The sequence below is a fragment of the Lysinibacillus sp. 10T31 genome, from assembly GCF_056394365.1.
The window spans coordinates 119543-132320 of sequence record NZ_JBFTHS010000001.1; the positions used below are offsets into that span (position 1 = coordinate 119543).

The window sequence follows — 12778 nt, forward strand, 5'->3', positions numbered from 1 at the left end:
AAATTGAAACGTATATTATTTCCACTCAAGAACGTTCTCTCTTCATTTTAGTTAGTGGAAAGCACTTGCTCCCAATTTATTGTGCCATTTTTAACTTGTTCCCGTTTTTCTTTATTCATAATATCATTAGGACGTCCGCCTTTTGGCCAATCTTTATCATGATTTTTCCATTCAGGTCGATCCTGCGATAAAATAAAGGCTGCTAAATCAGCGGCATCTTGATCTGTCAAAGTATCTGCTGCACCGACTGGCATATTATGTTTGATGTAGCCAGCCATTTTCGACATTCTCGCCATACCCGCTCCATCATTGAATGAGTTTTTACCCCATAATGCTGGACCTGTATTAGCACCTGTACCTGAGCCATCAGCTGCGTGACAAGCAATACAAGACTGGGCATATACTTCCTCACCGTTCTTAACATCCGGTATAGGAATGTTCTTCATAGTACTTGTACCTACCCATTCACGCTCTGCCCCGATAGGTACACCTTCTGAAATATAGGCGAAGTATGAGACCATTGCTTCTAACTCTTTACTATTCATGTCAAATTTCTTACCATTCATACTGCGAACCATACAACCGTTAATACGCTCTTCAATCGTTACAATATCACCTGACCGTGCAATATATTGAGGATAATTCGCCATAACTCCTACCAATGACGAAACTTGCTCATCATAACCTGCTCCTGCATGACAGCTTGTGCAAGACAACTGATTCCCAACATATTCTTCTGCAGCAACATATGTATTATTTACAAGTTCATAGCCATTTAATATCGCTTCCTTCATAGGTCCATCTGGCACTTCTTCAATACTTGGCGGCGCATAGACAACTGACTGAGCAGCTGCTGATGTTGGTATTTTTGTTTGTACAGCGGCTTCATTGCTTTCTCCTTTAGCATCCCCTAAAATTTTGTCGCTAATGACTGCCCCCACAAAAAGTGTACCTGCTAACAGTACTGTCCCTGCTACTCCTGCTACTATAGGTTTCATCTATAATACCCCCCTTTGTATAATTACCTATATTTTAGCAAAGCAGCATGTTTTACGATGTGAATTTTCTCACACCTCACGTAAATAGAACCATTTAGAGGATAAAAATTTGAATTCTTTTGTTCTATAACACATTAAACGAGACTTAATACCTCTTGCAGTATGCACTTTTTCCTAATCAATTTCGCCTTGGCGTAACTGCCGCTGTCGCACAGCAAAGAAAATTGCTGAATAAAGATAAAAATGCCGAGCACAGCATTGCACCCGGCATTATAGCTTTCTCTTATAATTTACATTCACCATCAGCACAAATAGCTTCACCATCACCTACCATCTTTAATACCGGCTGAATACCTGCTATCTCTGCCGCTTGATGTAACGTTCGTACGAAAACCTCAGTTGGCTCTGCACCTTTAATACCGTAACGATTTTCAAAAACAAAGAACGGAACACTTTGTACACCTAATTGTTGGGCATCATATCGATCTCTGTCTAAAGCTTCACTGAAGTCTTTTGATGCTAGTATTCCCTTTGCTATTTCAACATCTAAGTCTAAATTTCCGATGACTTTTAACAAGAATCTATCATCGTTTAAGTCTTTTCCTTCCGTAAAGTAACCACTCATAAGCTCTTCCGTATAAGCCGACTCTTTATCAAACTGTCTTGTCCATTTTGCCAATCGATGCGCTTTTTCAGTATGAGCTGTTTTCATATCTTCAAAATTGTAATGCAAGCCAACTTCTTCGGCCCGTACTGCTATACCTTTAGTTATTTCCTTTACTTCTTCTAACGTGGCGTTATATTTCGCAGCCATCCCATCATATAAAGTTGGTGCGTCTTTCTTAGGCGTATGTGGCCCAATTTGATATGTTTTATATTCAATTTCTACCTGCCCTGAATAACCTGCTAAGTCAATAGCACGTTCTAATTCTCGTTTGCCAATATAGCAGAACGGACATGTGAAATCCGAAAAAACCTCAATTTTCATTCACTATCACCCCTTACAATATATCCATCCAAATTTTAATAGCAGTTGCCAATATAAGCACCGCTAACATAGCTTGTAAAATTTTCGTATTTAATTTTTTCCCCGCTCTAGCACCTAATGGAGCAGCTACTAGACTAGCTATAATCATAATGAGCGCGGGGTAATAATTAACTTGTCCCGTCATCAATTTTCCAATTGTCCCGCCTATTGAAGATATTAAGGTAATAGCAAGGCTTGTAGCGATTGTCATACGTGTTGGTATACCTAATACTACTAGCATGATAGGTACTAACAAGAAACCACCAGCTGCCCCAACTATCCCTGATCCAATACCAACAATAAACGCTAAAACAGCTGCTATCGGTTTATTGAACGTTACCTCATCTAAAGGCTTATCGTCAATTTGCTTTTTAGGAATAAACATCATCACTGCAGCAATCAACGCCAATATACCATAAACGATGTTAACGCCCACTTCAGATAAAAATTTGGAGCCATAACTACCAATGAAACTTCCTGCTAATACAGCACTACCCATATATATAATCAGTGATTTATTTAAATAACCACCTTTTCGATACGTCCATACCCCAGCAGCAGAGGCGAAAAACACTTCTACTGCACTAATACCCGATACCTCATGCGCTGAAAATGCAGCAAAACCAAGTAAAGGTGGGATATATAATAACATCGGATATTTTATAATCGCTCCGCCAATTCCTAGCATTCCTGATACAAACGAACCGACAAAGCCAATTAAAAATATTGTAATGATCCATGTTAAATCCATAGTTTTCCTTCTTTCTGGTTACTTCACTAAGGACCAATAACGAAAGGAGGGTTGTTCTACTTTCAAATAGACAACCCCCACCAGTCTTAAGCTTTCAGAATAAAAAATGTAATGACTCCAGCGTCTTCAGATTTGTCTAAAATCGAATGACCACCCGCTTTTGCCCATGCAGGGATGTCTGCTAGAGCTCCCTTATCTGTTACTTGAACCTCTAAAATTTCCCCTGAAGCTAATGTATCTATCGCTTTTTTTGTTTTCACTATAGGCATTGGACAAGATAAACCCTTTGCATCTAGTTGTAAGTTTGATTTCATATTTTTCTCCTTTGGAACGGCAAAGGTTGTAAGCGATTTTGCCGGTTCTGTTTGTTTTTTCACTACCTTACGAAGGATGAGCGCCTTCGCTTCGCGGTATTTACACGCTATAACCATGCATGCATACTCATTGCATTTCACCATTCATTTATAATCCACTATCGAACTGCGCAACGATTCGGACCAATTTCCATTTCTGTTTGCTCATCCTGCGTCGGGGTAATCTTACCCATATTTACTCGACGAATTTCTTGATACGCATTTGGCTGCGGAGGCAAATGCTCTGTTACGACACTTCGGAATTCTGCTTCATCTTTAATATTTAAGCCGTGATTTTCGGCAAATAATTGTCCAAGATGTTTTGCTACAGTCCCATCTTCATTCAGTTCATCAATAATCATAAAATGAGCCGGTAAAACAATTAAATCATCCGATAATTCTCTGTATCGTTTGTAAAGTGTTTCGCGTAAATCACCAACCCAATCTGCTGCAAGACCCGCTAAATCAGGGCGTCCAATTGAATCAATAAATAAAATATCTCCAGTTAATAAATACTTGTTGTCCACAACAAATGACGTTGAACCAATTGTATGACCAGGCGAATATATCGCTCCTACATCAATTTTGGATGCGCCAACTTGTACAGTTGTTCCATCAAGTAATGGTGTATAGTCAAACACAACCTCTTCTGCATCTTTTGGTGGTAAATAATACGTCGCACCAGTAGTAGCTGCTATATGTCGACCACCTGAAATATGATCAGCATGTAAATGTGTATCGAACACATATTTAATCTTTACATTTTTCTCCTCCGCAAAGCTTGTGAATGCGTCAGTAAAACGCACAGCATCGATAATCGCTGCTTCACCCTCAGAGATGACCATATAAGAAAGGCAACCCTTCCCTAAACGTACAAATTGGTAAAGCTCACCACCATCTGTTAAATCTCCAACTTTAATCGGTTCTAAATATTCACTCCACGTTTTCATTCCACCTTCTAAATAAGCCACCGTACGCCCTGCTTCTGATAACATCTCAGCTACCATTAGAGATGAACCCTCTTTCGCACAAACGACTAACACATCTTTGTCAGCTGGAATCTTCGGTAAAATATCCTCGACGCCGTCTAACAGCTCAAAATACGGAATATTAAAGTATTCAAATTTATGACCATCAATTTTCCAATCTTCGAATGCATCCGCATTTCGAACATCTAAAATAAATAATTCTTCATTATTAATTACTTTTTTCGCCACTTGTGATGCGCTCCATTTTAGAACTGACACTCCACTTACCCCCTAAGGTATTATTTCGTTGGTTTTTTTAGCGGAAAGGACCGTCCTCTCCGCTTGTAGTTACAAATTAATTAGAATGTTAATGACGGTGCTGCATCTTTAGCAAACTCTAAGAACGTCACAGCTCCCCCAACCTCGATACCTTCAACAAAATCATCTGTCGTTAAACCCATTACATCCATAGTCATTTGACACGCGATTAATTTCACATCTAATTCCTGTGCCATTTCCACCAATTGCGGAATTGCTGGTACATTAGCTTTAGCAAACCCTTCTGCATAATGCTCCGCTCCCGCAGGCATAGGTAATGCATGCATTCCTTGTTTATGAATTAAATTTAACCCTTCGAATGTAAAGAAGATGGCTACTTCTTTTTCAGTAGCAGCCGCCGCTGTTGCAATATTGAACACCTTATACGCATCGAAAAGACCACCGTTACTTGCAATAATCGCTACTTTATTTGACATAATAAATTCCTCCTAAAAGTTTTTTGTTAAATTGCCCGTCCAGGACGTCATACCTGGTAGAACGTTAAATACCTTTGTAAAGCCATGTGCCACAAGCTTTTGAGCAGCTAAATCACTACGCTTTCCTGTTCGACATACGACATAAACCTCTTGCTCTTTATCAAGTTCAGAAAGACGTGCTTCTAGTTCACCCATCGGGATCGACTTCGCTCCCTCGATGTGTTCAAAAGCAAACTCAGCCTCCTCGCGAACATCGAGAATAAGACCTTCCCTTTCCACCGCTTCTTCTAACGCAATAGTTCGTTCAAATATTTTCTCTTCCATTGTGTCATCTGAGCATTTGCGAATGTAATGTTTAAGCACACTTTCTTCTTCCGCTGTCCCAATATATTGATGACCCACAGATCCAGCCCATGCAGCAATATCCGCCTTCGAGCCCTTATCTGTTGCTGATACTTCTAAAATTTGACCATCTACTAAATCAACCATCGCCTTTTTCGTTTTAACAATTGGCATAGGACAAGAAAGCCCCTTGGCATCTAGCTGAAAATCCACCTTAATACTCATAACTTCCTCCTCATACCTATACGGGTATTATTTTTACTAAAAAAATATAGCAAGCGCTACAGGTTCCCTGCATCTTCTTACTTTACTTCACCATCCCAAGCAAGCATGCCACCAACCATATTGGATACATCGAAGCCTTGACTTTCTAAAAACTGAGTAGCACGACCACTACGACCACCTGATCGACAGACCATAACATAAGGTTCATTTTTATTTAGCTCATGCATACGAAATTCAAGTAAGCCAAGTGGGATATGAATAATTCCCGGAATGTGTCCTGACTCCACTTCATCTACTTCACGTACATCGATTAACTTTATTGCCTGACCTTGCTCCATAGCTTGTTGTACTTCCATTGTGGAAATTTCCTTCATGCCATTCTCCTCCTAATACGCGCTCATGCCTCCACGGACATTTGTTACACGTTCAAATCCTTGCTTTTTTAATTGCTTACACGCCTGACTACTACGCATCCCACTTTGACAAATGACCACTATCTCTTTATCTTTCGGCAATTTCCCAAAGCTCGAACCAAGTGGAACATTTTTAAATTGCGGGATATTTCGCCCCTTATATTCAGCTGGTGTACGCACATCAATAAAAACTTTATCCTTATCATTCAAAATACTTTTCAATTGTGCCACCGAAATCGATTGCACCCCTTTCGTTGGCTTCATTCGCCAAACGAAAAATGCTATAACAACAGCAAGTATAATCCATGTCCCCAAGTAACACCGCCTCCTTCCACATACTATTCAGGGTATATAAATTTTATCTGCTTTTCACGACTAAATCCATCGCTTCTTGGATGGCTGTATTCACTTTTTCGGCATCCCCTTCAGCAGTCGTTACACACTCTAATAAATTTTCACTAACAATTACGCCAATAGTCCGATCAACTGCAGAACGCACGGCAGATAGCTGTGTAATCACATCTTTACAGTTCTTTTCTTCTTCCATCATGCGTAAAACGCCACGCAATTGACCTTCTATTCGCTTCACTCGATTAGCTGTTTTTGTACCGTAAGCCATACTATCATGCCTCCTTTCAAAACGATCGATTGAACTTGCTTACGTGATTTATAATATACCCCATTAGGTATATTGTCAACATGAAAGCTCGAATTTTTTCTTAATCATCGTTCCAATGTTTTTTCCCCTTGTATCTACGTTTTATCCGTCGCTTTCAGGTTGTGACCCTTATCTTCTTATCTTTCATTTACAAAAAAAAGCGAGAAATCCGACGATTCTCTCATCGAATTTCCCGCTTAAATATACTTTATGAATGCTTATTTCTTTTTAATAGTAATTGTCCAAGCCGCTTCACCAACTTGTTCATACTCTGTTACCTCGTGCCCTTCTTCAGCAGCCCAACGAGGAATGGATTCTGTACCTTGTGTGCAATCAAATTGCACTTCTAATTCATCGCCTGAATTTAAGTCTTTTATAGCTTCTTTTGCTTCTACTAAAGGAAATGGACAAACCATCCCCATTACTTCTAATGTTCTTTTCATATAAAAACACTCCTTTTTACGCTGTTATTACTTGCGCAGCTTGCTTAGCCTTTTTACTTGGTCGAACGAATACAAAGTAAGATGCTGTCCATGTACCTAAAATCATAAACCCTAATGAAATCCAACCTTGCCAAGTCATCATCGCTGTCATCACCAATCCATTACCAATTGAGCAACCTCCTGCTAAACCTGCGCCGAACCCCATCAGAAGTCCACCACATAAGCTGTTAATCGCTGTTTTTGTATCTGGAATACGGAATCTAAATTCGCCACTCATTTTTGCTGCGAATAATGATCCTAAGAAAATTCCTAGTACTAGGAAAACACCCCAGTTTATGAAGCTAATTTGTCCTGTCACTAAAAATTGCAAAATATTAGCCGTGGGTGTTGTAACTCCTAACCCATGCATGCGACCAGTAGCAACACTTAATGGCCATGCTAAAGTTGCAATCACGCCAATAATTGTTGCAGTTATAAATGGATGCCAACGTTTTTCAAATAAAATATGGGCTAACCCCGTTTTTTTCGGCTTTAGCCCTGGGATTTTCAATCGTGGCTTCTTTAGCTCACGGTAAATGATAAATGCAACAACTACTACAAAAATCGTAATAATCAACCAGTTGTTTACGCCAATTGTCTCGGCAATAGAATTACTTTCAATGCTCGTTTCTTTAATAGCCTTATCCAATGGCAACAATACGCCCGATTTCATCATTGCTGCTACAAGCATATAACCAGCTAATGCAATCCAACTACCAATTAAACCTTCTCCTGCCCGATACCAAGTACCTGTTGCACAACCACCAGCGAAAATAATACCAATTCCAAAAATAAATGATCCAACAATAACAGCTACGATTGGTAAAGAGCCAGCATTGAATTCAAATACCTTTAAACTAATTAAGGTATAGACACCAACACTTTGAATTGCTATCGCAATAAGTAATGCGTAAAACATACGGTTATCTTTTGTTAAATACATATCACGGAATCCGCCAGTTAAGCAAAAGCGACCACGTTGCATAACAAATCCAAGTAAAGCTCCACAAATAAGTCCCGTAATAATCATTTGGCCCATCTATCATTCCCCTTCCAATACCTAGTATTCTTATAAGGTATATTACCACTTGTTTTACTATGAATTCAATTACTTTTTTTATTACTTTGAAAAATCTAATAACTTTTTTCATACCTATTCACACAAAAACCCTTGTTACAAGTGCAGATAACTGCTTCTTATAACAAGGGCCCTTATATTTATTTATTTTGCTAATTGCATGGCTGGACCAAAGAATTCATAATGAATTTTTTCGTCTTTCACGCCAATCTCATGTAAATTTTTAATGACCGCTTCCATAAAGCCAACAGGTCCACATACGTAAACATCTGCATTATTGGCTACTTTTTCAGCTAAAAATTCTTTTGTAATTTTCTTATCTTCATCCGAATATAACGCTGTGTATGTTGCATTCGGAAGCACATTTACTTTCTTTTGAATATCATCGCTAAATGCTACAACTTTCTCATTGCGTGCACACTGGATAAAGCTCACTTCATTTGCCGCATTATCTTTTAATGATTGCAGCATACTGTTTAATGGAGTTACACCGATACCACCACTTACAAATGTAATTGGAGCAGAAGTTTCTTCTAAGACAAACAATCCTGCTGGAGCACTTACATCCACTAAATCTCCAACTTCTAATACGTCGTGAATAAAATTAGATACTTTACCATTTGGCGTATGATCGCTTTCACGTTTTACTGAAATACGGTAACCGTCTTCTGTACTTGCTTGTGAAAGTGTATATTGACGGTTCATTAAATACTCTTCACCCGGTACTTTCACACGGATACTGATATATTGACCTGGCTCATAAGTTGGTAGAGGGGAACCATCTTCATTTTCAAAGTAGATAGATGTAACAAGATCACTTTCTACTACTTTTTTCGCTACTTTCAATGGTTTAAATAAGCGCCATCCGCCATTACCCTCAGCTTTTTGATATAGCTCTTCTTCTACTTGAATGAAGATATCCGCAATAACACCATATGCTTCAGCCCAGGCATTAATAATATCATCTGTTGCTGCATCACCAAGTACTTCTTTAATCGCTTTTAGTAAGTTTTCTCCTACTATTGGATAGTGCTCAGGTAAAATACCTAGACTACGGTGTTTATGAGCAATTAACATCACCGCTGGTAAAATAGCTTCTAAATTTTCAATATGAACTGCCGCAGCATAAACTGTGTTTGCTAATGCCGTTTGCTGACGACCTTTTTCTTGATTTGTATGGTTAAAAATATTTAATAATTCTGGATGAGCTTGAAACATATTTTTATAAAACGTTTTAGTAATCTCCACTCCATGAACTTCTAATACAGGAACTGTTGCTTTAATAATTTGTATTGTTTCTTGTTTTAACATATCGCTTACCACCCTTTCGTGATTACAATATAACGCTCTCACTTTTTAAAAGCAATATATAAAATACATCTTTAACAAAATGGACATAATTAATGTATTTTAAATACATCTTTAAAAAAGTATTGAATTTATAATACTTCAAGGTAAAAATGCTATAATTATTTTGAACTATAGAAAGTAGGGTGTTCTTATGCGCTTAACTTTATACACAGATTACTCTCTCCGAACACTCATATATTTGGGTGCGAAGGAAGATGGCCAATTATCAACTATCCAAGAAATTTCAGATGCTTATAATATATCGAAAAACCATTTAATGAAGGTGACACACCAACTTGGATTGTTGGGCTATATTGAAACGATTCGAGGGCGAGGTGGAGGAATTCGCCTAGCAATTGATCCAAAGACCATTACAATTGGTGAAATAGTACGCCATACAGAAGAGGATTTTCATCTTGTCGAATGCTTTGATAAAGAAAATAATCTATGTAAAATTGCACCAGAATGTCAGCTAAAAGGCGTATTATATGAAGCACTCCAAGCTTATTTAGCCGTCCTAGATCGCTATACTCTAGATGATTTTTTACATTCGAAAGAAAAGTTGATGGCATTGTTGCTTGGCGAATAAAAATACCCGCACAACTCAAAGTTGGACGGGTATTTCTTTATGTCAATATTATTTTACAATGCCTTTGAAAAGAAAATCATATCTAGCGCACGAATTCCATTTTCATAGATTGGTTCTGGGTAATTACTGAAAAAATCTTTTTCAATTGCTTCCATACGAAAACCTGCTTTTTGATAGAAGGCAATATTATCAATACTAGAATTTGCAGTTCCAACAATTATCGTATTATAACCTTGTGAGTGACAGATTGTTGTTATTTGTCGCAGCGCTTCTTTCCCAAGCCCTTTTCCTTGATACTTCGGTACAATCGCAATATTTTTCAACTCAACTGTCGTATCAGACCGTTCAAGAAGTAATGCTACACCCGCTAACTGCTCACCACATTTAATTTCGTATAATTCACCGTCATTTAAATATTCTCGAACAGCGACTTCACTTTCATCAGCTAATAATAACTGTGGTAAATAGTCTTCCCGCACACCTTCCACTTTCTTTAAGGATGTACGATATTGAACAAAATCTTCGCGCTCAAAAACATTTAAAACACACGGCTGCTTTTCTTTGATTTCTAGCCATGAATGTTCTTGTGGAAAATCATTCTCAACTCCTAATCGAATAAAAGACAACTTTTCCTGTGCCTTTTGTGAGCGTATATTTACCTTTCTAGCTCCTGCAAAAACACGCTCTAGCCCTAACTCAAAGAATGCAATATCTAAAATCGCAACTTTTGATTGAAGATTATAGCCTTTCCCCCAAAATTCATAGCCCAGCCATGAGCCAATATGACAGCTCTTTTTATTGTGATCAATAAACATTAATGCTGTCACACCAATAAGTTGTCCTTCCTCATCCAGAACAACACGAGGGACTGTCTTTCCAGCTTCTTCGTCCACACATTCACGTTTAATAAAATTAATCGTATCTTCCACTTTGCCAGCAGGTAACCCTAGTGCATCTCGAACCTGTGGCATAGAAGACAGTGCATGCATCGCTTCAGCATATTTTATATCGTGTCTCACTAAAGTTACTACCATATGCTATTCTCCTTTTAATATGATTAAACCCTATTGCAACAGATTTTGTAACATTCTCTGCTTGCTTAAGAGCTTATTCCGTCTATTTATTCATGTCTATGGCTCATCACCATAACGTGGAGTTGATTTCCGTTCCGACTTGGCGCTTTGTTGCTGACGCTCCGCTTTCGCACAGATAAAACATTTGCCGCTGACGCTTCGCTTTCGCGCAGATAAAACATTTGCCGCTGACGCTTCGCTTTCGCGCAGATAAAACATTTGCCGCTGACGCTTCGCTTTCGCGCAGAGCAGAGCTTCCTGGGGGCGTCCGATGAGCCGCTTTTGTTGCTGCCGCTTCGCTTTCGCACAGAAAACATCCGCTGCGCTCCAGGGTCTCGGGCCAACACGATGTTGGTCACGAAGGCATTATCACAGGATGTGATGGTCTTAGCCTTCGTTCCTCTATTGCTAATCCCCAAGGAGTCGCCTAGTCTCCACTCCAATCAACTCATACACGTATTCGTTTTTAAAAAAATCATCCCTAACTTTTGACGACAAGGTATATTCATTTATCCCTAAATTTAATTATACGTTAGTTGCCAGGATACACCGAAACGATCCTGAATCCAGGCAAATTTCTTAGAAAACCCATAATTATTAAGTGGCATTAACGCTTGCCCACCCTCTAAAATTTGAGCAGCTAGACTGTCAATTTCTTCTTCAGACTCACATTCGATAAAAATAGAAGTTGACGGTGTAAATGTAAAGTTATGCTTTATTACACTATCATTCACCATTATTTTCAAACCTTTTAAATGAAGAACAGCCATCGCAACCTGTTGAGAGTTTTCCATATAAGTTAAGCTATCCACCTGTAATTCTGAAAACCACTGTTGATATTGCTGAATAGCTTCATTCGCTTGTCCCTGAAACATTAAAAATGTAGTGGCACTTTTCATTTATTTATCTCTCCTTCATATTTTGTAATCCATTGTGCTGGTGTCATTTTTGAAACAAGCTCTCCAATTAATTCATACGGAATATTTTTGGTGCTTGTAAAACGAATACAGCTTTTTCCCATATTGAGTTTCGTCGGTACTCGTTTCGCATATTCCTCCTGGAACCAAGAGAGTAACGCTTGATCTGCATAAATGCCCATATGATAAACTGCAATATGACGTTTTTGTGCAGCAAGACTTATAAAGGGCAAGGGAGTATTGGGTGTGACATGATAGCCCTTCGGATAAGTAGATAGTGGGACAACATAGCTTATCATGTCATAATACATACTCTCTTCAAAACCCTCTGGTAAATTGCTTTCTACCATATCCACAAGTTTGGCAAAACTCTCTCGCCATTTTTCATCCACTTGTTCAATATATGTGTTCTTCATACTCTGCCCTCTTTTCAACATTGTATTATTGTTAGGTGTGTATCTTTATAGAAGACTCATTCCATAACGTAGCATTGATTTCCGTTCCGACTAGGCGCTTTGTTGTTGCTGTCGCTACGCTTTCGCACAGATAAAACAATTGTAGCTGCCGCTTTGCTTTCGCTACAGAAAACATTTGCTGACGCTTCGCTTTCGCACAGAGCAAAGCTTCCTGGGGGCGTCCGATGAGCCCCAAGGAGTCGCCTAGTCTACACTCCAATAAATTTAAATTCCATACGTTTAATAAATGTCATCCCTAATTTTTGATAATGAGCGAATTAGAAGAAACTGATTTCCATTTTTAATCGCTCTGCTGCGTAATGAATCCAAGTTGCTAACCCACT

General features: G+C 38.7%; 19 protein-coding genes. 1 reads left to right on the plus strand and 18 read right to left on the minus strand.

Annotated features, from left to right (window positions below):
* Positions 1–47 precede the first annotated feature (47 nt).
* From AC1DCY_RS00610 to hmpA, 13 genes are all read right to left on the minus strand, one after another.
* Positions 48–998, minus strand: coding sequence for a c-type cytochrome (locus AC1DCY_RS00610; RefSeq protein ID WP_477346501.1), 951 nt, complete (start codon positions 996–998; stop codon positions 48–50).
* A 283-nt stretch (positions 999–1281) separates the two neighbouring features.
* Complete coding sequence (locus tag AC1DCY_RS00615; RefSeq protein ID WP_477346503.1) at positions 1282–1986, minus strand: DsbA family oxidoreductase; 705 nt, start codon at positions 1984–1986, stop codon at positions 1282–1284.
* 13 nt (positions 1987–1999) lie between these two features.
* The gene (locus tag AC1DCY_RS00620; RefSeq protein ID WP_477346505.1) at positions 2000–2776 is read right to left on the minus strand and encodes a sulfite exporter TauE/SafE family protein; all 777 of its coding nucleotides are present in this window, start codon (positions 2774–2776) and stop codon (positions 2000–2002) included.
* 86 nt (positions 2777–2862) lie between these two features.
* Entirely contained in the window at positions 2863–3090 is a 228-nt protein-coding gene (locus AC1DCY_RS00625; RefSeq protein ID WP_477346723.1) for a sulfurtransferase TusA family protein, read from the minus strand.
* A 158-nt stretch (positions 3091–3248) separates the two neighbouring features.
* Positions 3249–4376, minus strand: a complete 1128-nt coding sequence (locus AC1DCY_RS00630) for an MBL fold metallo-hydrolase (RefSeq protein WP_477346507.1) — start codon at positions 4374–4376, stop codon at positions 3249–3251.
* Positions 4377–4456: 80 nt separating this feature from the next.
* Positions 4457–4852, minus strand: coding sequence for a DsrE/DsrF/DrsH-like family protein (locus AC1DCY_RS00635; RefSeq protein ID WP_477346509.1), 396 nt, complete (start codon positions 4850–4852; stop codon positions 4457–4459).
* A 12-nt stretch (positions 4853–4864) separates the two neighbouring features.
* The gene (locus AC1DCY_RS00640) at positions 4865–5419 is read right to left on the minus strand and encodes a sulfurtransferase TusA family protein (protein ID WP_477346511.1); all 555 of its coding nucleotides are present in this window, start codon (positions 5417–5419) and stop codon (positions 4865–4867) included.
* 77 nt (positions 5420–5496) lie between these two features.
* Entirely contained in the window at positions 5497–5793 is a 297-nt protein-coding gene (locus AC1DCY_RS00645) for a rhodanese-like domain-containing protein (RefSeq protein WP_477346513.1), read from the minus strand.
* Positions 5794–5805: 12 nt separating this feature from the next.
* Positions 5806–6147 (minus strand): rhodanese-like domain-containing protein, encoded by a 342-nt coding sequence (locus AC1DCY_RS00650; RefSeq protein WP_477346515.1) that lies wholly within the window; start codon positions 6145–6147, stop codon positions 5806–5808.
* Between the two features lie 43 nt (positions 6148–6190).
* Positions 6191–6451 (minus strand): metal-sensitive transcriptional regulator, encoded by a 261-nt coding sequence (locus AC1DCY_RS00655; protein WP_249074807.1) that lies wholly within the window; start codon positions 6449–6451, stop codon positions 6191–6193.
* A gap of 257 nt (positions 6452–6708) precedes the next feature.
* Positions 6709–6933, minus strand: a complete 225-nt coding sequence (locus AC1DCY_RS00660) for a sulfurtransferase TusA family protein (RefSeq protein WP_049663225.1) — start codon at positions 6931–6933, stop codon at positions 6709–6711.
* 16 nt (positions 6934–6949) lie between these two features.
* Positions 6950–8011, minus strand: coding sequence for a YeeE/YedE thiosulfate transporter family protein (locus tag AC1DCY_RS00665; protein ID WP_477346518.1), 1062 nt, complete (start codon positions 8009–8011; stop codon positions 6950–6952).
* 183 nt (positions 8012–8194) lie between these two features.
* Positions 8195–9361 (minus strand): NO-inducible flavohemoprotein, encoded by a 1167-nt coding sequence (hmpA, locus tag AC1DCY_RS00670; protein WP_477346520.1) that lies wholly within the window; start codon positions 9359–9361, stop codon positions 8195–8197.
* A gap of 190 nt (positions 9362–9551) precedes the next feature.
* Between hmpA and AC1DCY_RS00675 the strand changes: the two genes are divergently transcribed.
* Positions 9552–9989 (plus strand): Rrf2 family transcriptional regulator, encoded by a 438-nt coding sequence (locus AC1DCY_RS00675; RefSeq protein ID WP_049663205.1) that lies wholly within the window; start codon positions 9552–9554, stop codon positions 9987–9989.
* Between the two features lie 53 nt (positions 9990–10042).
* Here the strand turns inward: AC1DCY_RS00675 and AC1DCY_RS00680 are convergent, their stop codons facing one another.
* The 5 genes from AC1DCY_RS00680 to AC1DCY_RS00700 all read right to left on the minus strand — a co-directional run bounded on the left by AC1DCY_RS00680 (position 10043) and on the right by AC1DCY_RS00700 (position 12654).
* Positions 10043–11023 carry a GNAT family N-acetyltransferase gene (locus AC1DCY_RS00680; protein WP_477346522.1) on the minus strand — a complete coding sequence of 327 codons (981 nt, stop codon included), beginning with the start codon at positions 11021–11023 and terminating at the stop codon, positions 10043–10045.
* Positions 11024–11109: 86 nt separating this feature from the next.
* Positions 11110–11481, minus strand: coding sequence for a hypothetical protein (locus AC1DCY_RS00685; protein ID WP_477346524.1), 372 nt, complete (start codon positions 11479–11481; stop codon positions 11110–11112).
* A gap of 102 nt (positions 11482–11583) precedes the next feature.
* A complete protein-coding gene (locus tag AC1DCY_RS00690) occupies positions 11584–11961 on the minus strand; it encodes a VOC family protein (RefSeq protein ID WP_477346526.1) in 378 nt (125 codons plus the stop codon).
* Positions 11958–12395 carry a DUF1801 domain-containing protein gene (locus tag AC1DCY_RS00695; protein WP_477346528.1) on the minus strand — a complete coding sequence of 146 codons (438 nt, stop codon included), beginning with the start codon at positions 12393–12395 and terminating at the stop codon, positions 11958–11960. The genes AC1DCY_RS00690 and AC1DCY_RS00695 overlap by 4 nt, the downstream gene beginning before the upstream one ends.
* Positions 12396–12426: 31 nt before the next feature.
* Positions 12427–12654 carry a hypothetical protein gene (locus AC1DCY_RS00700; protein ID WP_477346529.1) on the minus strand — a complete coding sequence of 76 codons (228 nt, stop codon included), beginning with the start codon at positions 12652–12654 and terminating at the stop codon, positions 12427–12429.
* Between the last annotated feature and the right edge of the window lie 124 nt (positions 12655–12778).